This is a genomic window from Streptomyces sp. NPDC111516 (genome assembly GCF_055635345.1).
On sequence record NZ_JBVKBV010000025.1, the window covers coordinates 1 to 20,864 of the forward strand.

Here is a 20,864-nt window from a genome sequence, read left to right on the forward strand (position 1 = left end):
CAGCGTCAGGTCATCGGCGAAATGCCGGTCCCCCGTGGCGTCGGGCACGTACTTCACACAGACAACGATCCTCAAGCTCACGCCGGCTCTCCTACTGCATCGTCATTTCCGGGCTGCCTTGTTGCACGCAGCATAGGCGCCTGATGGGGCGGATTCCGGTCAGGGCGACCGACGCTCCGACCAGAAATATTACTAGTCAGTACACCCAGTGCTTTACCCATGAGCAAGCGCTTGGAACTGTGATCTGGCCAACGTGCGGCGCCCAGGTGCCGCTTGGAGTTCTCAGTCCCGCAGGCCGGTGAAGCTGCCCCGGTGATAGAGCAGCGGGCGACCGCCCCCGGCCGGGTCGCCGACCACTGCCTCCGCGATCACGATCCGGTGGTCGCCCGCTGGGACCCGCGCCACCACGCGGCAGACCAGCCACGCCAGCACACCGTCGAGGACCGGCACACCTTCGGGCCCAGTGCGCCAATAGGTGGACGGGCCGAACCGATCGGCGCCGCTTCGGGCAAAAGTGGCGGCCAGCTCCCGCTGGTGTTCGCCGAGTACGTGGACACCTATGTGCTCGGCCTCGGCCACGACCGGCCAGCTGGAGGACGCGGTCCCCACGCCGAAGGAGATCAGTGGCGGCTCGGCGGCCACCGAGCTGAGAGAGGTGGCGGTGAAGCCGACCGGCCGGTCACCTGCGGCGGTGATCACTGACACACCGGCGGCGTGCTGCCGGAAGACCGAGCGGAGAAGTTCGGGGGATGCCGTGCGGGAGGTACCGAGCTCGGGCGATGCCGTCATGGAGAGGTCCTTCTACGGGGGTGGCGTACGGGGCCGTGGTTGCTCAGACACCCGGACAGCGCGCACTCGCGCAGGCCCTGTCCTGCCGATCTTCGCGGGCCCGGCCGTGGAGAAGGAGTCCTGGCGGCACAGCGTCACACTGACGATGCGCCGCCAGTGCAGTCAAGAGCGATCCGCAATGTGGGAGATCCATCACGGTCCGTCACATCGCCTGTCCCAGCGCGGCGACCACGTCGACGGTGCGCGGTTGCCCCACGGCCCGGCGGACGATCCGGCCGGTGGCGTCGAGGACGAGTACGGTCGGCGTCCGGCTGATCTCCAGTTCGCGCACGAGAGTGAGATGCGCCTCGGCGTCGATCTCCACATGCGCGACACCGTCCACCATGCGCGCCACCTCGACAAGGGTGCGCCGAGTGGCCCGGCAGGGCTGGCAGAACGCGCTGGAGAACTGCACCAGGGTTGCCCGCTCCCCCAATTCCGCGCCGAGTTGGGCCGCGCCCAGCGTTCCCCGGTGTGTCCGCCTGTCCACCTTCGGCCTCCTGTCAGAGCTCTTCGCAAGGGGTCAGCACCACCGGGCGCCGAGACATTCCCAGCGGTTCCACGTGACGAGAATCTCGCGCCCCGCGCCCTCCGAGACTGGCCACCGCGTCGCGCATGGGGCACGATCGGCCCAATGCCGCAAACCTACGGCTGCGTAACTTCCGCCGGGAGAATCCTCCCCAGGCGCTGAAGAAGGGTCTTCCCGAGATGGCAGAACTCGTCTATCGACCGGTCATCGGCGCCGCTCGTACGTTTTTCAAGGCGCTTGACCTGAAGATCGACACTCAGGGTTCCGAGCACATCCCGAAGACCGGTGGCGCGGTACTGGTGAGCAACCACATCAGCTATCTGGACTTCATCTTCACCGGGCTCGCGGCGCTGCCGCAGAAGCGGCTCGTCCGGTTCATGGCGAAGGAATCGGTCTTCCGGCACAAGGTGTCCGGGCCGCTGATGCGCGGCATGAAGCACATTCCCGTCGACCGCAAGCAGGGCGAGGACGCGTATGCGCACGCGCTCGACTCGTTGCGCTCCGGCGAGATCGTGGGCGTCTTCCCCGAGGCCACCATCTCGGAGTCGTTCACGCTGAAGAGCTTCAAGTCCGGCGCCGCCCGGCTGGCCCAGGAGGCCGGAGTGCCGCTGATCCCCATGGCGCTGTGGGGGACCCAGCGGCTGTGGACCAAGGGCCGGCCGCGCAATTTCAAGCGCAACCACATTCCGGTGACGATCCGGGTGGGCGAGCCGGTGGAGGCGCCCACCGACCAGTACGCGGGCGCGATCACCCGACGGCTGCGGGAGCGGGTCCAGGAGCTCCTGGAAGCGGCCCAGCGCGCCTACCCCGTGCGCCCGAAGGACGCGAGCGACACCTGGTGGGTGCCCGCGCACCTCGGCGGTACGGCTCCGACGCAGGCCGAGGTACGCGAGAAGAGCTGACGCGGCCGGTTCACGGCCACGACCGAAGTATCACTCCGGGGTGCCGACGGTGATCCGCGCCCCGGGGCTCAGCTTCTCCAGCCACTCGGCGAGTTCGGCGCCTGCGGCTTCGAGTTCACCGATCGTCATGGGCTCGAGGCGCTCCAGCAGGAATACGGCGTTCACGGACTCCTCGGTGAGCCGGGTGCGCACACCTTGTCGCCAGTTCCAGCGGCGGCAGGTGACGCCCTCGTCGTCGCACCAGACGACTTCGCCGGGCTCGGGGTGCTCCACGGTCTCCTCACCGCCGGCGACGGTGAGGAAAGGCTCCTGGCCGGTGGAACGCATGAGCCGCATGGTGCCGTTGATGCGGTCGGTATCCTCGCCGCCGACCGGGATCAGGTGGGCGACGCTGATGGCGTTGTAGAGGTCGACCAGGAGATTGATGCGCGGCAGCCCGGCGTCGGTGAGCGCGCGCCGGGCCAGGGCTTCGGCGGAATTGCGGGTGCGGGAGGGCTTCGCACCGAAGGCGGTGTAGGTGTCGCGCCAGGCGGCGAGGTGGGGGGCCTCGTGCGGGGCGCGGCCGTCGAGTCGCTCGGCCATGCGGCGGGCCGCCTCGTCCAGCAGGGCCGAACTTTCTTCGTTGCTGGGCCCGTTGACCAGGCCGCGCACTTCGACCGCGAGGTGGGTAAAGCTGGGGGCGAGGGTGCGTACGTCGTCGGAGACGGTGAACGTCAGGGTCATCGGCTGCCTTGCCTCGGGACGGGATCTCAGAGCGCTGTAGGGAGAGTGCCCCACAGCTGTGTGCGGTCCTCGGCGGACCGGAGGCCGCAAAGCACCGCCGGATGCGGTGCTACATAGAGTACCGGGTAGTCCACTTCATTGAACTCCGGGCGGACGGGCCACGCCAGTCGCTCCTCGCCGAGCGAGAAGTGGGCGTCGACACCCGGCTTGTTGCCCCGGGGGTCCTGACGGTCCCAGCGGTCGCGACCGGGCAGCCGGACCGCGATCAGCCCGTGCACGGGGCCCGGATCCCCGTTCCCATCACAGAGCCTCTGATAGCAGATGGCAGTCGGGATACCCGCCGCACGGAGGAGGGCAGTCAGGGCGTGGGATTTCGAGTGACAGATGCCGTTGCGCGTCGCGAGGACGTCGGAGGCACGCCAGGTGACCCGCATGTCGCCCGAATCAGCGGAGTGCGGAATGGCGTCACGCACGAAAGCGTAGGCGGCGGCCGCGTATGTGTATGCGTTGGTGGTGCTACTGCGGAGATCGGCGACCGTATCCCGTACCAACGGATGCTCGTGATCAATGGCCGCATCGACGGCGAGATAGGCGGAAAGTTCCGGGACCTGCTGGATCAGCTCCATGGCCACCGAGCGTAAGTAAGCGACCGACCGGACGTCAATTACTTTCCGGTCGATCGCATACTTATTCAGCGGCTACTTTGTCATCTCTTCCTTCAGCGCAAAGACGAAGGCGTCGACGTCGTCCTCTGTGGTGTCGAAGGAGCACATCCAGCGCACATCACCGGCTGCCTCGTCCCAGAAGTAGAAGCGGAAGCGCTTCTGCAGCCGTTCGCTCACGTCGTGCGGCAGCCGGGCGAAGACGGCGTTGGCCTGGACCGGATGGAGGATCTCCACACCGTCCACCGCGCGCACACCCTCCGCGAGCCGCTGAGCCATGGTGTTGGCGTGCCGGGCGTTGCGCAGCCAGAGGTCTCCGGCGAGCAGCGCCTCCAACTGCACGGAGACGAAGCGCATCTTGGAGGCGAGCTGCATCGACAGCTTGCGCAGGTGCTTCATGGCCCGGACGGCGTCCGGGTTCAGGACGACCACGGCCTCGCCGAAGATCGCCCCGTTCTTCGTGCCGCCGAAGGAGAGGACGTCGACGCCGACGGTGTTGGTGAACGTACGCATCGGTACGTCCAGTGACGCCGCGGCGTTGGCTATCCGGGCCCCGTCCAGGTGGACCTTCATGCCGTGACCGTGGGCGTGGTCGCAGATGGCGCGGATCTCATCGGGTGTGTAGACCGTGCCCAGCTCGGTGTTCTGGGTGATCGAGACGACCTGCGGCATGGCCCGGTGCTCGTCGTCCCAGCCGTACGCCTGCCGGTCGATGAGCTCGGGAGTGAGCTTGCCGTCCGGGGTCGGCACGGTGAGCAGCTTGAGACCACCCACCCGCTCCGGGGCGCCGCCCTCATCGACGTTGATGTGGGCGGACTCGGCGCAGATCACCGCGCCCCAACGGTCGGTCATCGCCTGGAGGGAGACGACGTTGGCGCCGGTTCCGTTGAAGACCGGAAAGGCTTCGGCGGTGGGACCGAAGTGACTGTGCATGACCCGCTGGAGGTGCTCGGTGTAGTCGTCCTCGCCGTAGGCGATCTGGTGACCGCCGTTGGCCAGGGCGATGGCCGCGAGAATCTCCGGGTGCGTGCCCGCGTAGTTGTCACTGGCGAAGCCGCGTACCTGCGGGTCGTGGTGGCGTCGCGCGTCGGTCCTTACGGTTGTGGGGTCAGCCACAGGCGCTTTCCGTTCACTTCCGGGGCGGGCCGGTCCCAGACGCCGGCGATGGCCTCGGCCAGGTCCTTGACGTCGGTGAAGCCCGCGAATTTCGCATTCGGGCGCTCGGCGCGCATCGCGTCGTGCACCAGTGCCTTGACGACCAGGATCGCAGCCGCGGTCCTCGGACCTTCGTCGCCCCCCGCCTTGCGGAAGGCGTCCGCGAGGGCGAGGGTCCAGGCCTCGGCGGCGGCCTTCGACGCCGCGTAGGCCGCGTTTCCCGCGGTGGGCTTGCTCGCCCCGGCCGCGCTGATCAGCACATAGCGACCCCGGTCACTGCGCTGCAGCCCCTCCTGGAAGGCCAGCGAGGTGTGCTGGACCGTACGGATCAGCAGCTTCTCCAGCAGGTTCCAGTCGGCGAGGTCGGTCTCGGCGAAGCTGGCACTGCCGCGCCAGCCGCCGACGAGGTGGACCAAGCCGTCGATCCGGCCGAATTCCTTCTCGGTCTTGTCCGCCCATTCGCGGGCGGCGGCCAGGTCCAGCAGATCGACGGTGTCGCCGGTGACGGTCGCTCCGCCGTGGGCGTAACGCGCCGCGTCGACCGCCTCGGCCAGGCGGGTGGCGTCCGCGTCGGAGGCTACGACCGTCGCACCGGCCTCGGCGAGCCTCAGCAGCGTGGCCCGCCCGGCCGGGCCCGCGGCTCCGGCGACCGCGATCACGGCACCTTCGAGAGCACCGCTCCCGTTACCCTTGCCGTTTCCGTTCATGGCCACCGCCTCCTCAAGCTCGGCGCTCACGCGGCTGCCCGCTCGGCATCCGCGGCGGTGATCCCCTTGGTCGAGGCGATCACGTTCTTCAGCTTCTTGGAGAGCGCCTCATAGAACATGCTCAGGGGAAACTCATCCGGAAGCACATCGTCGACGAGCTTACGCGGCGGCTGGGACAGATCCAGCGCGTCCGGGCCCTTGGCCCAGCGTGAGCCAGGGTGCGGTGCGAGATAGGTGGCGACCAGGTCGTAGGCGGCGAACCAGTGGACGAGCTTGGGGCGGTCGATGCCGTCCCGGTAGAGTTTCTCGATCTCGTCGCACAGCTGATTGGTGACCTGCGGGGCACGGCCCCAGTCGATCCTCAGCGTGTTGTCCGTCCAGCGGATCACGTCGTGCTTGTGGAGGTACGCGAAGAGGAGCTGGCCGCCGAGGCCGTCGTAGTTGCGGACGCGCTCGCCGGTGACGGGGAAGCGGAACATCCGGTCGAACAGCACGGCGTACTGCACGTCGCGGCCCTGCGGGAAGCCGTCGGCCTCCAGTTTCACGGCCTCCTTGAAGGCGGTGAGGTCGCAGCGCAGCTCCTCAAGGCCGTACATCCAGAACGGCTGGCGCTGCTTGATCATGAAGGGGTCGAACGGCAGGTCGCCGTGGCTGTGCGTCCGGTCGTGGACCATGTCCCAGAGCACGAAGGCCTGCTCGCAGCGCTGCTGGTCGCCGACCATTTCACGGATGTCGTCGGGCAGCTCGACGCCGAGCAGCTCGACCGCGGCCTCGGTGACCCGGCGGAACCGGGCGGCCTCGCGATCGCAGAAGATTCCACCCCAGCTGAAGCGCTCGGGGGCCTCGCGCATGGCGACGGTCTCCGGGAAGAGCACCGCGGAGTTGGTGTCGTAGCCCGAGGTGAAGTCCTCGAAGGTGATGCCGCAGAACAGCGGATTGTCGTAGCGGGTGGCTTCGAGCTCGGCCAGCCAGTCGGGCCAGACCATCCGCAGCACGACTGCTTCGAGGTTGCGGTCCGGATTGCCGTTCTGGGTGTACATCGCGAAGACGACCAGGTGCTGCAGCCCGTCGGTGCGGCCCTTGGCCGGCTGGAAGGCGAGCAGCGAGTCGAGGAAGTCCGGCACACCGAAACCGTCCGCGGCCCAGCGACGAAGGTCCACGACCAGAGCACGGTGGTAGGCCGCGTCGTGCGGGAGCAGCGGGGAGAGCTCCTCGATCGCTGCGATCACACGGTCCAGCGTGGCCCGGGCGGCCTCCCCGGACGGCGCGCCCTCGGCGTCGAAGTCGATGGAACCGTCCTTCGACTGCCAGGGCCGGATCTCCTCCACGGCATTCTTGAGCGTGGGCCAGGCCGGGTGCTCGATCACCCGCCGGTCCGGACCTATGTCACCTGCGGCGACGTCGTGCACAAGAATTTCCGTCATAACTCTTCCTCCACAGGAGAACCTCGCGTCAAGCAACCGTATCCGTGCACGGTTCCTTCGGACAAGTGGGCTTCAGGAAATTATCCTGCCAACCCCCCGTGGTCACCGCGGTTCTTCCTGTGATGCATCTCTTCTGCGACCACTTCCGTCGACGGGGCGTGGTTCGGTGGCTGTCGGCGGGAGGCGGGCCACTAGGCTGCCGTAGTGCCGTGCCGCCTGGTGGGTAGGAGCCGCACGCGGGCGGGACACCGTCGACGGAAGCGAGTTGCCTTGTCTTTTCTCACCATCGGTCATCGCGGAGTGATGGGTGTCGAGCCGGAGAACACCCTGCGGTCGTTCGTCCATGCGGAACGGGCCGGGATGGACGCCATCGAACTGGACCTTCATCTGAGCAAGGACGGCGCGCTGGCCGTCATGCACGACGCCGATGTCGACCGTACGACGGACGGCAGCGGTCCGATCGCCGAGAAGACCTTGTCCGAGCTGCGCGAACTCGATGCCGGGCAGGGTGAGCGGGTGCCGGTCTTCGAGGAGGTACTCGACGCCGTACGGTCCCCCGTGCAGGCGGAGATCAAGGATGTGGCCGCGGCCCGCGCCCTGGCCGAAGTGATGCTGCGGCGCGGCCTCGTCGAGCGGGTGGAGGTGTCGTCGTTCCACGACGAGGCGGTCGCCGAGATCGCCCAACTGGTGCCGGAGGTACGGACTGTACTCATCGCGAGCCGCTGGCGGAGCGATGTGGTGGAGCGGGCGAAGGCGGTGGGTGCGGCGACGCTGGCGCTGAACATCCGCCGCCTCACCCTGGAGGTGGTCGAGCAGGCGCACGCCGAGGGACTGAAGGTCATCGGCTGGGTGGTGAACACCCAGGACCATCTGCGGCTGGTACGCGCCCTGCGGCTGGACGGCGCGACCACCGACTACCCGGACATCCGCCGCGCCGGCCGCTTCACCGCTTGATCACCGGACCGGCCGGACCGGTCTCCGGCTCTGCCGGAGAGATCACCGACCCGGCCGGTCGGTCGACCGACCGGTCAGACCAGGGCCTTGACGAGCAGCTCGAATGCGAGATCGTCGCGCTGCGGGATGCCGAAGCGCGCATCGCCGTACGGGAACGGGCTGAGCTTTCCCGTACGGCGGTAGCCGCGCCGCTCGTACCAGGCGATCAGCTCCTCGCGCACCGGTATCACGGTTATGTGCATCTCGGTCACCCCCCAGCTCTCCCGGACGGTGCGCTCGGCCTCCGCGATGATCACCTTGCCGAGACCGGCTCCCTGCAGCTCGGGACGGACCGCGAACATCCCGAAGTAGGCGGCGTCACCGCGGTGTTCGAGCTGGCAGCAGGCGACGAGCGCGCCGTCGCGCTCCACCACGAGCAGTCGGCTGCCGGGCGCTTCGACGACCTCGCGGACACCGTCCGGGTCGGTCCGCTGCCCGTGCAGGATGTCCGCCTCCGTGGTCCATCCGGCCCGGCTGGAGTCTCCCCGGTACGCCGACTCGATCAGCGTCACAAGTGCGGGCACATCGGCGTCGGCCGCGTCGCGGAAGGTCAGCTGTCCCGGGTCCTGGGCAGGGGCTGTGTCCATGCGGGGACTCTCCGTTTCTCTGTTGTGGCCGTGCCGGAGCAGCGTATCCCGCGCGCTCAAGGCCTATGGTCGGGCGCATGGTTCATGTGCTGAGCAGCCGGATCCTGCTGCGTCCGGCCGATCCCGAGCGGTCACGGATTTTCTACGGGGAGTTGCTCGGGCTGCCCGTCTACCGGGAGTTCGGCACCGGTCCCGAGCGGGGCACGGTCTATTTCCTCGGCGGCGGCTTCCTGGAGGTCTCCGGGCGCGCTGCCAAACCGCCCGTGCCCGGACTCGAACTGTGGATGCAGGTCGCGGACGTCCGGACGGCGCACGAGGAGGTGTCGGCCCGCGGCGTCGAGGTGCTGAGGCCGCCGGTGCGTGAGCCGTGGGGACTCGTCGAGATGTGGATCCGCGATCCGGACGGGCACAGGATCGTCATGGTGGAAGTACCGGCGGACCATCCGCTGCGCTACCGCCCCTAGAAGTACCGCTCGCGCTGTCAGCGCGGGGCGCGGCTTGTGTCCGCGAAGTCGACGGGCGCGGCACGCGGCGGGAAACACCCCCTCCGCGCGCTCCCCTATACCTCAGTGCGCCGCGTATGACGGTCCCGGTCCGGGCATTCGACTAAGGAGGACCGAAGTCGTGCGTCAGGGGGAGGTGCGCTGTGCACGGACCGGCGGTGTCCGGCTGGCTGCTGATGGCGTTGTGCGGGGTGACGGGTGCGTACTGCCTGCTGCGCACGCGCGGCAAGACCGGGGAGGAACGCAGGGCGGCGCGAGCCGAGGCACTGATGGGCTTCGGTATGGCCGCCATGGCAGTGCCGGCTGCTGTCGTGACGCCACCGGTGTGGGGGTGGGCGGTGTACGCGGTGCTGTTCGGCCTGGCCTCGTTGCGCGCGCTGTGGTTCTCCCGGCACAGTGCGCACCATCTGCACCATCTGGTCGGGTCGTCGGCGATGGTGTACATGGCGGTGGCGATGGCACCGGGCGGTGGCGGGGCCCATGGCGGGCACGCGGGCCACGGCGTCGCGGCGACGGCCGGGGGCGTACCCCTGCTGACCGGACTGCTGCTGGCCTACTACGCGGCGTATGTGCTGAGGTCGGGGGCCCGGTTGATACCGGTGGCCGCCATGGCGGGCGGTGGCGGGCCGGTCGCGGGTGAGCCGGTCGGCGGTGGCTGGGCCGCTCGTCCCGAACTGGCTCTCGCGTGTCGGCTGACGATGGGTATAGCCATGTTCGCGATGCTGCTCGCTCTCTGAGAGATCCACGAGACGGCGAGTGGGCCAAACCGTGGCGTACATCACTTGCCGTGCAGAGCCATACCCGTGGGTACCGCGCCGCTCATAGGCTGACGCCATGTTGGTCTCCCTCGCGCTGCTGTTGCTCGGTGCACTGGCCGCCGTCGTGACCCCGCGTCTGATGGCGCGGGCGCAGTGGCCGGAGCGTGAGCCCGTTGTCGCGCTGTGGGTGTGGCAGTGCGTGGTGGCCGGGGTGCTGCTCTGTTTCGCGCTCTCCATGACGTTCAGCGCTGCCGCGGCCTGGCAGGCGGTGCGCGGGCATGTGTTCGCGCCGGCGCCGCGTGCCGTGGTGGAGGCGTATGCGCTGGGCGGACACGGGCAGTGGTCCGCCGCCATGGCCGTGCTGCTGGCGCTCGGCGGGGTGTGGACGGCGGCGATGCTGACCCGGGAGATCCGTCGTACCCGGGTGCGTCGCAGGCGGCGCCGGGCCGAATTGCTGGTGCGTTCCCCGCTGATGCCCGGGGAGGAGCCCGGCAGCGGCCGGCTCGTCGTGCTGGAGGGAGAACGTCCGGATGCCTGGTGGCTGCCGGGTGCGGCGCCTCAACTGGTCATCACCACCGCGGCGCTGGGCCGCCTGAAGGGTCGCCAGCTGGATGCGGTGCTCGCTCATGAGCAGGGCCATGCGAACGCCCGGCACGACTGGCTGCTGCACTGTTCCGGCGCGCTCGCGTCCGGGTTTCCTCAGGTGCCGGTGTTCGCGGCCTTCCGCGACGAGATGCACCGGCTGGTCGAACTGGCCGCGGACGATGTGGCGTCGAGGCGTTTCGGGCGGCTGACGATCGCCCTGGCCCTGGTGGAACTCAACGAGGACCGGGGCGTGTTCGGCCCCTGCCCGACGCCGGACGCCGAGCTCCCGCTGCGGGTGAACCGGCTACTGACCCCGGTGGAGCGGCTCACGGCCGGCCGTCGGCTCCGGCTGACCGCGGCAGCCGCCCTGGTACCGGTGGTTCCCCTTCTGGTCGCCTTCCTTCCGGGACTCACAGCGCTGGGATAGCCGGGGGCGCGGAACTTCCGCGAAGATCGCCCCATGTCATCCCCGCCGCCGGTCCCACCCGCCCGCGCCCGGTCCCGCCCCACTCCCTTCGGCACGGCTGTGGTCTGCGCCGCTCTCGCCCTGGTCCTGCTGATCCTGGTCGCCGGGCGCTGGTCGCCGTTGATGACGCTGGACCGTACGGTTGTGGATGCCCTGCACCGAAGGGCGGTCACCGAACCCGGCCTCGTCCACGCCAACCGGATCCTGACCGACTGGGTGTGGGATCCGTGGACGATGCGCGCCCTGATCACGGTGGCCGTGGTGGTGCTGTGGTGGCGCGGGGCGCGGGCGCTCGCGGTGTGGGTCGCCGTGACGAGCGTGCTGTCGGCTCTCCTGCAGCAGGGGCTGAAGTCCTCGGTCGGCCGGGAGCGGCCGCGGTGGCCGGACCCGGTGGATTCCGCCCACTACGCGGCGTTCCCCTCGGGTCACGCGATGACGGCGATGGTGAGCTGTGGTCTGCTGCTCTGGCTGCTCCGCAGGCACGACGCAGGGCGCCGGGTGTGGCGGGCGGCGCTGGTGGTGGCCTGGGTCTCGGTGATCGGGGTGGGAGTCACCCGGCTCTACCTGGGGGTGCACTGGCCGAGCGACGTACTGGGCGGCTGGCTGCTGGGGGCGGCCTTGGCCGGGTTCTCCATCGCCGGATTCGCCCGGTACGAGGAGCGCGGCAAATCGGCCTTGCGGCGGCGCTCCTGAACCGAGCAGGATCGCCTTCATGCAGATCAAGGGTGTGCTCTTCGACTTCTCCGGGACTCTCTTCCGTATCGAATCGGTCCAATCCTGGCTGCGCGCGGTCCTCGCCGAACGGGAGGTGGCGGTGAGCGAGGCCGACTTCGAGCGGTACGCGCAGGGGCTGGAGGCTGCAGGGGCACTGCCGGGCGGTCCGCTTCCCCGGCATGTTCCCGCCCGGCTCGCCTCCGTGTGGGCCACCCGTGACGAGAGCGCGGAACTCCACCGGGAAGCGTTCACCGGACTGGCCCGGCAGGTGGTCCTGCCGGATCCGGGACTGTACGACGCGCTGTACGAGCGGCACAGATCACCCGCCGCCTGGCGGCCGTACCCGGACGCGGCGGAGGTGCTCGGCGCGCTGCGCGACAGCGGCATCCGCATCGGTGTCGTCAGCAACATCGGCTGGGACCTGCGGCCGGTCTTCCGGGCGCACGGCCTGGACGCCCTGATCGACACCTACGTCCTGTCGTACGAGCACGGCGTCCAGAAGCCGGACACACGTCTCTTCCACACAGCCTGCACACTTCTCGGGCAGAACCCGGCGGATGTGGTGATGGTCGGCGACGACCGGCGCGCGGACGGCGGGGCGGCGACGCTGGGCTGCGACGTGCGATTTGTCCACCATCTGCCGGTGGAGCAGCGGCCCGACGGGCTGCGGACGCTCGGACTGGTGCCGGGCGTTGCCCGAGAGACATGTGAGAGATGTCCCTGACGCGCAATGGGTCGGATTGTCACATCGTGGCCTTAGCCTGTATGCATGCCCCGTCGACCCGGCTCCTCCGATTCCGTGCGTACCGCCGCCGTGGTGAACAAAGAGATTCGTGACCTGTGGGAGCGCTCAGGCGGCTGCCTGTCCCCGGAGGACGAGGAGCAGTACCAGCGGTTGCTCGTGGAGTGGGCGGCAGCGACCGGCGGGAGTGCCAGGTCCGCCGCCTGACCCGGGTGCCGGGTGCCGCACTCCTGTGCCGAGCGGCGTCGGCCGCGGCGCGTCCCGCCGGGCTGTGCCCCCGGCGCAGCAGGAGCAGTTGCGGACGGCGCGGCCTTCGACAACCTCTTCCTGAAGTTGCTGATCACCCACCACCAGGGGGGCGATCACGATGGCGACCGACGTGCTCTCGCAGGGCAACGACGTGCAGGTCGAGGAGATGGCCGGGGACGCGTCGCCCAGCAGACGGTGGAGATCGACCGAATGCGCGCATTGTCGTCCTGACCACGTCCCGGGCGCGCCTCTCCCCCGCGCCGGCCACCGGTGCCATGCTGGACAGAGCCTGTGGGAAGAGGTGCGCCGTGCTCCGTGTCGCCGTCGTCGGCTCCGGTCCCAGCGGGGTCTACACCGCCCAGGCCCTGGTCGGGCAGGACCGGGTGCCCGGTGTCCGGGTCCATGTGCTGGACCGGCTCCCCTGCCCGTACGGCCTGGTGCGCTATGGCGTCGCCCCCGACCACGAGAAGATCAAATCGCTGCAGAACGGCCTGCGGGCCGTCCTGGAGCACGAGCGGATCACATTTCTCGGCAATGTCGAGGTGGGCGGCGACGGAATCCCGCCCGAACGGCTCGGCGAGCTCTACCAGGCGGTGGTCTACTGCGTCGGAGCGGCGACCGATCGCGGCCTCGCGATCCCCGGCGAGGAGCTGCCCGGCAGCTTCTCCGCGACCGAGTTCGTCTCCTGGTACAGCGCGCACCCCGACGCGGCCGCCAACAGCTTTGCGCTGCGGGCACGTTCGGCCGTGGTGATCGGGGCCGGCAACGTGGCGGTGGACGTGACGCGGATTCTCGCGCGGAGCGCGCGGGAGCTGCACCCCACCGACGTACCGCACGGGGCGCTCGGGGCGCTGGCCGGGAGCCGGGTGCGCGAGGTGCACATGGCGGGCAGGCGCGGCCCCTCGCAGGCCAGGTTCACCACCAAGGAGCTGCGGGAACTGGGCGCGCTGCCGCAGGCGCGGGTGGTCGTGGACGAGGCGGAGCTGGCCCTCGACCCCGCGTACGTCGATCCGTCTCCCCGGGCGGCACCTTCCGCACCGCCGAACGCGCCGCCCTTGACCACGGCGGCGCGGCGCAATGTCGAGGTTCTGCGCGGTTGGGCGGCGGCGGGCGCCGCGGGTATCGGCGCGGAGGGAGGCGCGGAGGGAGGCCCGGTGCGCACGATCCGGCTGCGGTTCTTTCTGCGTCCCGTCGAGTTCCTGGAGCGGGACGGCCGGGTGGCCGGGGTGCGGTTCGCGCGTACCGTGCCGGACGGCAGCGGGAGCGTACGCGACTCCGGTACGTACGAGGACATCGGCGCCCAGCTCGTGCTGCGGGCCGTCGGCTACCGCGGGCTGCCGCTGCCCGGCCTGCCGTTCGACGCGGCGCGCGGGACGGTGCCGCATCTGGCGGGGCGGGTACTGCGGGGCGGGGCGCCATCGATCGGGGAGTACGTCGCCGGGTGGATCAAGCGAGGGCCCACCGGGGTGATCGGTTCGAACCGGTCGTGCGCGAAGGAGACTGTGGAGTCACTGCTCGACGACGCCCCGCTGCTCGCCGCGCGCCCGGCGGCTCCCGACCCCGTGGCCGCGCTGCGGGCGTGGGGGGTGCGCCCGGTGGAATGGGACGGCTGGCTGTCCATCGAGCGGGCTGAGGCGGCGCTGGGCAGGTCGCTGGGCCGGGGACCGGTGAAGATCCCGGACTGGGCGGGACTGCTGAGCGCCGCGCAGGATGGCGCCCCGGGCGGATCGTGAGGCTACCGGCCCTCGCCGTCGCACTGCGCCTGCCGGTTCGCGGCGTCGAGGACGCTGTCGAGAAGCCCGGGGAACAGCGCTTCCAGATCGTCGCGGCGCAGCCCGTTCATCTTGGCCGTACCGCGGTAGATCTGCTCGACGATGCCGCTCTCGCGCAGCACCCGGAAATGGTGGGTGGTCGTCGACTTGGACACCGGCAGGTCGAAGCAGGAGCAACTGAGCTCGGATTCGGCGGCTGCCAGCTCGCGGACCACGCGCAGCCGCATCGGGTCGGAGAGCGCGTGGAGCACTCCCTCGATGCGGATCTCGTCCCGCGTGGGGTGGTCGAGCGCGCGGCCGCCGACCGCAGCGGTGCTTGTGGCGGGGGCGCTGACTGGGGTCATGATGGCTCCACTTCCTGGACCGCTACGGCATCCCATAATACGAGACCCATCGTAGTTCGGGATCCGCCGCACGCCGGATTCGGCAACCGGTCAGCCACTCAGCAGGTCCGGGTTCTCGGCGAGCGAAGCGAGGTGTCCCGCCGGGTCGGCGATCAGTTTGCGGGCCGTCAGGTCGAGCAGTCCCGCCACGCCGGTGACCTGCGCCGCGACCGTGCCGTCCTCCTTGAGGATCTGCTGCGCGACCTTGAACGTCTTCCCCTCGCCGTATACGAACCGACAGGTCACCCGCACCCGGTCCCCGCCGCGCAATTCCCGCAGGAACTTCACCGTCGTCTCAAGGGCCACCGGCCCGACGCCGCCGGCCAGCAGCTTCTCCTGCGGCAGGCCGGCCGCGCGCAGCAGTTCCCAGCGCGCGTGCTCGGCGTACTGCAGATAGACGGCCTGGTTCAGGTGCCCCTGCGTGTCGAGCTCGTAGCCCCGGACGGTCACGTCAACAGAAAAAGTCATGGACGTACCAACACCACCGCGCATTCCGGCATTCCCATCTGGTGGTCACGGAACCCCGGCTCGGACCGGGTTCGGCGCGAGGTGGGGGAACCTGAACTCGGCGCGGCTGCGGGCGACTTCGCCGTGACGCGGCTCGGCGTCGGAGTGGTCGGGGCGGTGAGTCGGGCGGCCCGGCGCAGGGCGAAGTGCGGCCCGGACTCCCCGCAACGCGTCACCTCGTGCGGGGCGCCCGGGCCGGCGAGGTCCGCACGGTCGGACCGCGCGTCAGACCGCGCGGAGGTACTGCTCCGGCGTACGGACCTCGCTGCCCAGTTCGCGGGCCGCGTACTGGGCCCACGACGGGCTCCGCAGCAGCTCGCGGCCGAGGAGGACCGCGTCCGCCCGGCCCTCGGTGATGATCTTCTCGGCCTGCTGCGGATCGGTGATGAGGCCCACGGCCGCCACGGGCAGCGAGGTCTCCGCCCTGACCCGCTCGGCGAAGGGAACCTGGTAGCCAGGACCCGTCTCGATGCGGGCGCGCGGGGCGTTTCCGCCGCTGGAGACGTCCAGCAGGTCGACACCATGGGCCTGGAGCTCCCTCGCCAGTCGCACGGTCTCGTCGACGGTCCAGCCCTCGCGCTCGTCCTCCTCGTTCTCCGCGAGCCAGTCCGTGGCGGAGATCCGGAAGAGCACGGGCAGTTCCTCCGGCCAGACCTCCCGCACCGCGTCGACGACCTGCAGGGCGAAGCGGACTCGGTTTTCGAAGCTGCCGCCGTACTCGTCCGTCCGCCGGTTGCTGTGCGGGGAGAGGAACTGGCCGATGAGGTATCCGTGTGCTCCGTGCACCTCGGCGACCTCGAAGCCCGCGTCGACGGCGCGGCGGGCCGCATCACGGAACCGGCCGACGATGCCCTGGATCTCATCCACCGTCAGTTCGTGCGGCACGGGGTGACCGTCGTCGAACGGCAGCGGGCTGGGCGCGACGGGCGTCCAGCCGTGCGCGTCCGGACCGACGGGGCCGCCGCCCAGCCAGGGGGCCGCAGTCGACGCCTTGCGTCCGGCGTGGGCGAGCTGGATGCCGGGAACCGATCCCTGCCCCTTGACGAAATCCGTGATCCGCCGGAAGGCGGCGGCCTGGGTGTCGTTCCAGATGCCGAGGTCCGCCGGGCTGATCCGGCCCTCGGGGCTGACGGCCGTCGCCTCGGTGAGGATGAGTCCGGTTCCGCCGATGGCGCGTGCCGCGAGGTGGGCGAAGTGCCAGTCGGCCGGGACGCCCGCGTTCGGCCCCACCGGTTCGGCGCTGTACTGGCACATGGGCGCCATCCACACCCGGTTGGGAATGACGAGCGACCGCAAAGTGTAGGGCTCGAAGAGGGCACTCACGTCGGACTCCGTTTCGACGGGTATGGAAGAAGCATTAGTACGATACCTCTCGTACTACGACGCCCGTCAAATTACGACGTGCTTCGTACAAGGGTGCCTCCTCACCCGTTCCATCCGCGCCGCCTGAGCGTGATCGCGGTGTCCGCGTCGTACTCCTGGGTCCAGTTGCGTCCGGCGCCCGACTTCCAGGTGACCCGGGCGGTGGCGCCGTCGGTCCTGACGCTCTCCACCGTCATGGCCCGGTCGCCGTCCCGTACGTCCCCGCGGCGCAGCTCACCCGCCGTCACCGTGACGGGCTCCGCCGACTGCGCGCTCTCGGCCTCGTCCGCCGCGAGGGCGAGAGCCGCCGCCAGCTCCCGGGCGCGGGCAGGGGTGCCGATCACATCGATCTCTCCCGACGGTGCCACGCCCCGGATCCGGACCCCCGCCCCGACAGGGGTCACCTCCAGGGACGTGACGTGTCCGTCGCGGTCCTCGAACCCACTCGCCATCGCTCTGATCTCCCCTTGCCGGTACGCCATTCGGCTCGGTTCAGCCGGAGGCTCTCCGGCGGGCCCAGGTAGCTGGGCTTGAGGCCGCCGGTGTCGACCACCAGGTTCTGCAGCACCACCGTCGGGTCGACCATCCAGAATTTGAGCACATGGACGCCGGGCCGGCCGATCCGGTGCAGATGCGACGTGGAGATTCCGAAAGTTTCCAGAAGCTCCCCGCACGGCTGACGGGAAGGCCGGACTTCTGTGCAGCGAGGCAACCATCTCGCTGCTCGCGTCCTGTAAGTCGCTGGTGGTCCGCAGCAGCACCGCCGCCCCCAGCCGCTGGCCCCGCACCCCGCTCACCCGGCCCGGCCTGCACTTTATTTCCGTTGTTGGCCGGGCCGAACCCGCGTACCGTCCCCCGTCATGACGACCACCCCGACCCTGCACACCGGGCGGCTGCTCCTGGAGCCGTACACACTCGCGGACGAGGACGGCTTCGTTACGCTCTTCCAGGACAGCCGGGTGTCCCGGTGGATGGGTGACGGACCGCAGACCGAGTCCGAGGACCGTGCCCTGTTCGGGCGGGTCTTCAGCAAGGTGTACGCACAGGAACTCTTCGACGTATGGGCCGTGCGCAGAGGCGGCCGCCTGGTCGGCCACGCGGAGATCAAGCCCTCCCCGTCCCCGGATGTGGACGGTCACGAGATCGTCTACGCGCTGGCTCCGGCCGCGTGGGGACAGGGGTTCGGCACCGAGGTCGCGAAGGCGCTGACCTCGTACGGGTTCGGCGTTCTCGGGCTCACCGAAGTGCACGCGACGGTGGCCGCCGAGAACGCCGCCTCGCTGGCGCTGCTGGGCCGGATCGGCTTCCGGCACGTCCGGGACGCGGTGGAGGACGACGGCAGCACGACCCGGGTACTGAGCTGCTTTGCCGGTGGTGACAGCGCCGGGGCCGGTCAGCCACGGTAGACGTCGAGGTGCCCGCACATGCCGAACGTCCCGTGCGCGGAGGGCTGTTCGGCGTGCACGCGGGCGTCGGCGAGGTATCCGCCGTCACCGCGCGTCAGGGCGTCCAGCTGGCCGCCGGTCACCTCGGCCGCGGCCGCGGCCCCCTTCCGCCAGCGCTCCCGCCAGTCCTCGGTTCTCGGGCGTACGAGTGCGGCGGCGGCCCGGTGGAAGGCGGCGAGCGGTTCTGGGTCGCCCGTCTCGGTGGCCCGGCGCAGCGCGAGGAAACCCGCGACAGCGAGGTCCCGGCGGGTGCGGGCGGCCCGTTCCTGTTCCGCTTGGGAGCCATCGGCGGGAAGGGCGGCCGCCGCCCGGTAGGCCTCGGGGTCCGCCAGGTGGCGGGGCGGCAGAGTGAGGACGGCGTCACCGGCCTCGGGCAGTCCGCTGTTCTCCATGAGGACGACGATGCGCAGCCCGTCCTCGTTGACGAGGCGGTGGATCGTGCCCGGCGTGAACCAGACCAGTGCCCCCGGCGTCAGTGGCGTCTGCCGGAACCCGGACGTGGTGAGGGTCTGCACCGAACCCGAGCCCCCGACCACCACATACCCCTCGGAGCAGGTGAGGTGGAGATGGGGTGTCCCGCCGCGCAGGCCGTCCTCGGTGGGCCAGTCGTAGACCCGCAGGTGGGACACGGCGACGGCGCCGGGCAGCCCTTCGAAAGTCGGCACAGGTGCTCCCAGATCCCTCAGCGAAAGCGCTCGGCAAGCGCTTTCCACACGTGCTGTACCGTACCGCCGCCGACCGCGGAAGCAACAGGATCCGGGTGTCCGGGGCCGCCCTGCGGGTCTCTGTCAGTGGCCGGGTGCAGACTGACCCCTATCCGGCACAAAGACGTATCGGGAGGTTCGGCCATGACGGACGTACTGCTCACCGTAGGCACCCGCAAGGGACTCTTCATCGGCCGCAGGCGCGGCGGCACGTGGAAGTTCGACGGCCCGCACTTCAATGCCCAGGCGATCTATTCGATCGCCATCGACACCCGCAGGGAGGTTCCCCGGCTGCTGGTCGGCGGGGACAGCACGCACTGGGGCCCGTCGGTCTTCCACTCCGACGACCTGGGCGCCACGTGGGTCGAACCGAAACAACCGGCCGTGAAGTTCCCGGAGTTCACCGGGGCATCGCTGGAGCGGGTCTGGCAGCTGCACCCGGCGGGCCCCGAGGCGCCCGATGTCGTGTACGCGGGGACGGAGCCGGCCGCGCTGTTCCGTTCCGAGGACGGCGGGGAGTCCTTCGAGCTGGTCCGCCCGCTGTGGGAGCATCCGACGCGTTCGAAGTGGGTGCCGGGCGGCGGCGGCGAGGGTCTGCACACCATCCTCACGGATCCGCGAGATGCCCGGGAGTTGACGGTCGCGGTCTCCGCGGCCGGGGTGTTCCGCACCAAGGACGGCGGTGCGAGCTGGGCTCCGGCGAACAAGGGCGTGTCGGCGGTGTTCCTTCCCGACCCGAACCCGGAGTTCGGCCAGTGCGTCCACAAGGTGGCCAGGGACGCGGCCGATCGCGACCGGCTCTACCTCCAGAACCACTGGGGAGTCTTCCGGAGCGACGACTCCGGGGACAACTGGACGGACATCGGCCGGGACCTCCCCTCCGATTTCGGTTTCGCCGTAGCCGCACACCCGCACCGCGCGGACACGGCGTACATCTTCCCTGTCAACGCCGACGCCGACCGCGTCCCGGCCGAACACCGCTGCCGGGTGTTCCGCACCGAAGACGCGGGCCGTACCTGGGAGCCGCTGTCGGCAGGCCTGCCCGAGGAGATGCATTACGGCACGGTGCTGCGCGACGCGCTCCGTACGGACGACGCCGACCCGGCCGGCATCTACTTCGGCAATCGCAACGGCGAGGTGTACGCGAGCGCCGACGACGGCGACAGCTGGCAGCAGCTCGCCGCGCATCTGCCGGATGTCCTCTGCGTCCGGGCGGCGGTCATCGGTTCGTGACCACCGGCGGTTGATCCACGCGGCAGGCCCGGCCGGGCAGCCGGCGGCGGGTCGGCAGCACTCCCTCTCGGGGCCGGTGCCACGTCGAGGTCCGTGAACGTCCGGCTGCTACGGCAACTGCCAGTCCACCGGCTGGGCGCCCTGGCGGAGCAGGAGTTCATTGGTACGGCTGAAGGGGCGTGAGCCGAAGAAACCGCGGTCCGCCGACATGGGCGAGGGGTGCGCGGACTCGATCGCCGGGAAGCCGTCGAGGAACGGCCGCAGATTCCGGGCGTCACGTCCCCACAGCACGGACACCAGGGGCTTGCCGCGTGCGGCCAGCGCCCGGATGGCCTGCTCGGTCACTTCCTCCCAGCCCTTACCGCGGTGCGCGCCCGGCTTGCGGGGGGCCGTCGTGAGCGCCCTGTTCAGCAGCAGCACGCCCTGGCGGGTCCAGGGCGTCAGATCGCCGTTGGACGGCCGCGGAAGCCCCAGGTCCGTGTGCAGTTCGCGAAAGATGTTCTCCAGACTGCCGGGCAGCTGACGCACATCCGGTGCCACCGAGAAGCTCAGGCCCACCGCCATCCCGGGTGTCGGGTAGGGGTCCTGACCGACGATCAGGACACGTACCTCGTCGAAGGGTTGCTGGAACGCGCGCAGGACGTTCGCTCCGGCGGGCAGATAGGTGCGGCCGGCCGCGACCTCCGCACGCAGGAAATCGCCCATCGCGGCGATGCGTCCGGCCACCGGGGCAAGGGCCTCGGCCCATCCGGGCTCGACTACTTCGTTCAACGGTCGTGGTGCCACGAAACATCACTCTACCGGCGTACACGCCGCGTCCCGACGCGCGGTGCCGCAGGTCTTGGACCGAGCGGCAAATGGCGACGCCCCCCATTTGCCGCTCGGCCTCAACCCTAGGGATAGGCTGCCGGCGTCATTCCTCTTCTTCCTG

The 20,864-nt window shown here is 70.1% G+C and carries 25 protein-coding genes and 3 pseudogenes; 12 read left to right on the top strand and 16 right to left on the bottom strand.

Features of this window, described 5'->3' with window-relative positions:
* From ACZ7L9_RS31785 to ACZ7L9_RS31795, 3 genes and pseudogenes are all read right to left on the bottom strand, one after another.
* Nucleotides 1-81, bottom strand: a pseudogene (locus ACZ7L9_RS31785) (electron transfer flavoprotein subunit beta); the annotation flags it as partial.
* Nucleotides 82-282: 201 nt separating this feature from the next.
* Complete coding sequence (locus ACZ7L9_RS31790) at nt 283-789, bottom strand: flavin reductase family protein (protein WP_471420664.1); 507 nt, start codon at nt 787-789, stop codon at nt 283-285.
* A gap of 202 nt (nt 790-991) precedes the next feature.
* Nucleotides 992-1,318, bottom strand: coding sequence for a TlpA family protein disulfide reductase (locus ACZ7L9_RS31795; protein WP_471420666.1), 327 nt, complete (start codon nt 1,316-1,318; stop codon nt 992-994).
* Between the two features lie 218 nt (nt 1,319-1,536).
* Between ACZ7L9_RS31795 and ACZ7L9_RS31800 the strand changes: the two genes are divergently transcribed.
* Entirely contained in the window at nt 1,537-2,259 is a 723-nt protein-coding gene (locus ACZ7L9_RS31800; RefSeq protein WP_471420668.1) for a lysophospholipid acyltransferase family protein, read from the top strand.
* A 30-nt stretch (nt 2,260-2,289) separates the two neighbouring features.
* On the opposite strand, the gene ACZ7L9_RS31805 is transcribed toward ACZ7L9_RS31800, so the two are convergent.
* The 5 genes from ACZ7L9_RS31805 to ACZ7L9_RS31825 form a co-directional block, all read right to left on the bottom strand.
* Nucleotides 2,290-2,982, bottom strand: coding sequence for a B3/B4 domain-containing protein (locus ACZ7L9_RS31805; RefSeq protein ID WP_471420670.1), 693 nt, complete (start codon nt 2,980-2,982; stop codon nt 2,290-2,292).
* A 26-nt stretch (nt 2,983-3,008) separates the two neighbouring features.
* Entirely contained in the window at nt 3,009-3,608 is a 600-nt protein-coding gene (locus ACZ7L9_RS31810) for a transglutaminase-like domain-containing protein (RefSeq protein ID WP_471420672.1), read from the bottom strand.
* A gap of 72 nt (nt 3,609-3,680) precedes the next feature.
* The gene (locus tag ACZ7L9_RS31815; RefSeq protein WP_471420674.1) at nt 3,681-4,760 is read right to left on the bottom strand and encodes a threonine aldolase family protein; all 1,080 of its coding nucleotides are present in this window, start codon (nt 4,758-4,760) and stop codon (nt 3,681-3,683) included.
* Nucleotides 4,739-5,506 (bottom strand): SDR family NAD(P)-dependent oxidoreductase, encoded by a 768-nt coding sequence (locus ACZ7L9_RS31820; protein ID WP_471420675.1) that lies wholly within the window; start codon nt 5,504-5,506, stop codon nt 4,739-4,741. Before ACZ7L9_RS31820 ends, ACZ7L9_RS31815 begins: the two co-directional genes overlap by 22 nt.
* Nucleotides 5,507-5,532: 26 nt before the next feature.
* Entirely contained in the window at nt 5,533-6,930 is a 1,398-nt protein-coding gene (locus tag ACZ7L9_RS31825) for a DUF6421 family protein (RefSeq protein WP_471420677.1), read from the bottom strand.
* Between the two features lie 270 nt (nt 6,931-7,200).
* Here ACZ7L9_RS31825 and ACZ7L9_RS31830 point away from each other — a divergent pair, with 270 nt between their 5' ends.
* Entirely contained in the window at nt 7,201-7,884 is a 684-nt protein-coding gene (locus tag ACZ7L9_RS31830) for a glycerophosphodiester phosphodiesterase (RefSeq protein WP_471420679.1), read from the top strand.
* 74 nt (nt 7,885-7,958) lie between these two features.
* Here the strand turns inward: ACZ7L9_RS31830 and ACZ7L9_RS31835 are convergent, their stop codons facing one another.
* Nucleotides 7,959-8,510, bottom strand: a complete 552-nt coding sequence (locus ACZ7L9_RS31835) for a GNAT family N-acetyltransferase (protein WP_471420681.1) — start codon at nt 8,508-8,510, stop codon at nt 7,959-7,961.
* A 77-nt stretch (nt 8,511-8,587) separates the two neighbouring features.
* On the opposite strand from ACZ7L9_RS31835, the gene ACZ7L9_RS31840 reads away from it, so the two are divergent.
* The 8 genes and pseudogenes from ACZ7L9_RS31840 (at nt 8,588) to ACZ7L9_RS31875 (ending at nt 14,260) form a co-directional block, all read left to right on the top strand.
* A complete protein-coding gene (locus ACZ7L9_RS31840; RefSeq protein WP_471420683.1) occupies nt 8,588-8,974 on the top strand; it encodes a VOC family protein in 387 nt (128 codons plus the stop codon).
* A gap of 182 nt (nt 8,975-9,156) precedes the next feature.
* The gene (locus ACZ7L9_RS31845) at nt 9,157-9,750 is read left to right on the top strand and encodes a DUF5134 domain-containing protein (protein ID WP_471420685.1); all 594 of its coding nucleotides are present in this window, start codon (nt 9,157-9,159) and stop codon (nt 9,748-9,750) included.
* 97 nt (nt 9,751-9,847) lie between these two features.
* Entirely contained in the window at nt 9,848-10,783 is a 936-nt protein-coding gene (locus ACZ7L9_RS31850; RefSeq protein WP_471420687.1) for a M56 family metallopeptidase, read from the top strand.
* 33 nt (nt 10,784-10,816) lie between these two features.
* Nucleotides 10,817-11,515, top strand: coding sequence for a phosphatase PAP2 family protein (locus ACZ7L9_RS31855; protein ID WP_471420688.1), 699 nt, complete (start codon nt 10,817-10,819; stop codon nt 11,513-11,515).
* 19 nt (nt 11,516-11,534) lie between these two features.
* The gene (locus ACZ7L9_RS31860; protein WP_471420690.1) at nt 11,535-12,260 is read left to right on the top strand and encodes an HAD family hydrolase; all 726 of its coding nucleotides are present in this window, start codon (nt 11,535-11,537) and stop codon (nt 12,258-12,260) included.
* A gap of 45 nt (nt 12,261-12,305) precedes the next feature.
* Nucleotides 12,306-12,485 (top strand): hypothetical protein, encoded by a 180-nt coding sequence (locus ACZ7L9_RS31865; protein ID WP_471420692.1) that lies wholly within the window; start codon nt 12,306-12,308, stop codon nt 12,483-12,485.
* A 90-nt stretch (nt 12,486-12,575) separates the two neighbouring features.
* Nucleotides 12,576-12,758, top strand: a pseudogene (locus tag ACZ7L9_RS31870) (DUF305 domain-containing protein); the annotation flags it as partial.
* Between the two features lie 77 nt (nt 12,759-12,835).
* The gene (locus ACZ7L9_RS31875; RefSeq protein ID WP_471420694.1) at nt 12,836-14,260 is read left to right on the top strand and encodes an FAD-dependent oxidoreductase; all 1,425 of its coding nucleotides are present in this window, start codon (nt 12,836-12,838) and stop codon (nt 14,258-14,260) included.
* Nucleotides 14,261-14,262: 2 nt separating this feature from the next.
* Here ACZ7L9_RS31875 and ACZ7L9_RS31880 read toward each other — a convergent pair whose 3' ends face one another.
* From ACZ7L9_RS31880 to ACZ7L9_RS31900, 5 genes and pseudogenes are all read right to left on the bottom strand, one after another.
* On the bottom strand, nt 14,263-14,643 hold the full coding sequence (locus ACZ7L9_RS31880) for an ArsR/SmtB family transcription factor (RefSeq protein WP_471420696.1): 381 nt from the start codon (nt 14,641-14,643) through the stop codon (nt 14,263-14,265).
* A gap of 90 nt (nt 14,644-14,733) precedes the next feature.
* On the bottom strand, nt 14,734-15,150 hold the full coding sequence (locus ACZ7L9_RS31885; RefSeq protein WP_471420698.1) for an acyl-CoA thioesterase: 417 nt from the start codon (nt 15,148-15,150) through the stop codon (nt 14,734-14,736).
* Nucleotides 15,151-15,414: 264 nt separating this feature from the next.
* Nucleotides 15,415-16,512: an NADH:flavin oxidoreductase/NADH oxidase gene (locus tag ACZ7L9_RS31890; RefSeq protein WP_471420700.1), complete on the bottom strand. Its 1,098-nt coding sequence runs from the start codon at nt 16,510-16,512 to the stop codon at nt 15,415-15,417.
* Between the two features lie 101 nt (nt 16,513-16,613).
* Nucleotides 16,614-17,003, bottom strand: coding sequence for a hypothetical protein (locus ACZ7L9_RS31895; RefSeq protein ID WP_471420702.1), 390 nt, complete (start codon nt 17,001-17,003; stop codon nt 16,614-16,616).
* A 38-nt stretch (nt 17,004-17,041) separates the two neighbouring features.
* Nucleotides 17,042-17,179 (bottom strand): annotated as a pseudogene (locus ACZ7L9_RS31900) (hypothetical protein); the annotation flags it as partial.
* A gap of 232 nt (nt 17,180-17,411) precedes the next feature.
* On the opposite strand from ACZ7L9_RS31900, the gene ACZ7L9_RS31905 reads away from it, so the two are divergent.
* A complete protein-coding gene (locus ACZ7L9_RS31905) occupies nt 17,412-17,957 on the top strand; it encodes a GNAT family N-acetyltransferase (protein WP_471420704.1) in 546 nt (181 codons plus the stop codon).
* Here the strand turns inward: ACZ7L9_RS31905 and ACZ7L9_RS31910 are convergent.
* Complete coding sequence (locus ACZ7L9_RS31910) at nt 17,945-18,661, bottom strand: cupin domain-containing protein (RefSeq protein WP_471420706.1); 717 nt, start codon at nt 18,659-18,661, stop codon at nt 17,945-17,947. The genes ACZ7L9_RS31905 and ACZ7L9_RS31910 overlap by 13 nt on opposite strands.
* 183 nt (nt 18,662-18,844) lie before the next feature.
* On the opposite strand from ACZ7L9_RS31910, the gene ACZ7L9_RS31915 reads away from it, so the two are divergent.
* On the top strand, nt 18,845-19,933 hold the full coding sequence (locus tag ACZ7L9_RS31915; protein WP_471420708.1) for a WD40/YVTN/BNR-like repeat-containing protein: 1,089 nt from the start codon (nt 18,845-18,847) through the stop codon (nt 19,931-19,933).
* A 108-nt stretch (nt 19,934-20,041) separates the two neighbouring features.
* On the opposite strand, the gene ACZ7L9_RS31920 is transcribed toward ACZ7L9_RS31915, so the two are convergent.
* Nucleotides 20,042-20,719 carry a uracil-DNA glycosylase gene (locus tag ACZ7L9_RS31920; protein ID WP_471420710.1) on the bottom strand — a complete coding sequence of 226 codons (678 nt, stop codon included), beginning with the start codon at nt 20,717-20,719 and terminating at the stop codon, nt 20,042-20,044.
* Between the last annotated feature and the right edge of the window lie 145 nt (nt 20,720-20,864).

What these genes read in the sequence shown, in the direction of transcription:
- ACZ7L9_RS31800 (WP_471420668.1), top strand. Translation starts at nt 1,537, where the DNA reads ATGGCAGAACTCGTCTATCGACCGGTCATCGGCGCCGCTCGTACGTTT.
- ACZ7L9_RS31860 (WP_471420690.1), top strand. Translation starts at nt 11,535, where the DNA reads ATGCAGATCAAGGGTGTGCTCTTCGACTTCTCCGGGACTCTCTTCCGT.
- ACZ7L9_RS31835 (WP_471420681.1), bottom strand. Translation starts at nt 8,510, where the DNA reads ATGGACACAGCCCCTGCCCAGGACCCGGGACAGCTGACCTTCCGCGAC.
- ACZ7L9_RS31825 (WP_471420677.1), bottom strand. Translation starts at nt 6,930, where the DNA reads ATGACGGAAATTCTTGTGCACGACGTCGCCGCAGGTGACATAGGTCCG.
- ACZ7L9_RS31840 (WP_471420683.1), top strand. Translation starts at nt 8,588, where the DNA reads ATGGTTCATGTGCTGAGCAGCCGGATCCTGCTGCGTCCGGCCGATCCC.
- ACZ7L9_RS31805 (WP_471420670.1), bottom strand. Translation starts at nt 2,982, where the DNA reads ATGACCCTGACGTTCACCGTCTCCGACGACGTACGCACCCTCGCCCCC.
- ACZ7L9_RS31855 (WP_471420688.1), top strand. Translation starts at nt 10,817, where the DNA reads ATGTCATCCCCGCCGCCGGTCCCACCCGCCCGCGCCCGGTCCCGCCCC.
- ACZ7L9_RS31915 (WP_471420708.1), top strand. Translation starts at nt 18,845, where the DNA reads ATGACGGACGTACTGCTCACCGTAGGCACCCGCAAGGGACTCTTCATC.
- ACZ7L9_RS31885 (WP_471420698.1), bottom strand. Translation starts at nt 15,150, where the DNA reads ATGACTTTTTCTGTTGACGTGACCGTCCGGGGCTACGAGCTCGACACG.
- ACZ7L9_RS31790 (WP_471420664.1), bottom strand. Translation starts at nt 789, where the DNA reads ATGACGGCATCGCCCGAGCTCGGTACCTCCCGCACGGCATCCCCCGAA.
- ACZ7L9_RS31880 (WP_471420696.1), bottom strand. Translation starts at nt 14,643, where the DNA reads ATGACCCCAGTCAGCGCCCCCGCCACAAGCACCGCTGCGGTCGGCGGC.
- ACZ7L9_RS31820 (WP_471420675.1), bottom strand. Translation starts at nt 5,506, where the DNA reads ATGAACGGAAACGGCAAGGGTAACGGGAGCGGTGCTCTCGAAGGTGCC.
- ACZ7L9_RS31905 (WP_471420704.1), top strand. Translation starts at nt 17,412, where the DNA reads ATGACGACCACCCCGACCCTGCACACCGGGCGGCTGCTCCTGGAGCCG.
- ACZ7L9_RS31895 (WP_471420702.1), bottom strand. Translation starts at nt 17,003, where the DNA reads ATGGCGAGTGGGTTCGAGGACCGCGACGGACACGTCACGTCCCTGGAG.
- ACZ7L9_RS31850 (WP_471420687.1), top strand. Translation starts at nt 9,848, where the DNA reads ATGTTGGTCTCCCTCGCGCTGCTGTTGCTCGGTGCACTGGCCGCCGTC.
- ACZ7L9_RS31810 (WP_471420672.1), bottom strand. Translation starts at nt 3,608, where the DNA reads ATGGAGCTGATCCAGCAGGTCCCGGAACTTTCCGCCTATCTCGCCGTC.
- ACZ7L9_RS31865 (WP_471420692.1), top strand. Translation starts at nt 12,306, where the DNA reads ATGCCCCGTCGACCCGGCTCCTCCGATTCCGTGCGTACCGCCGCCGTG.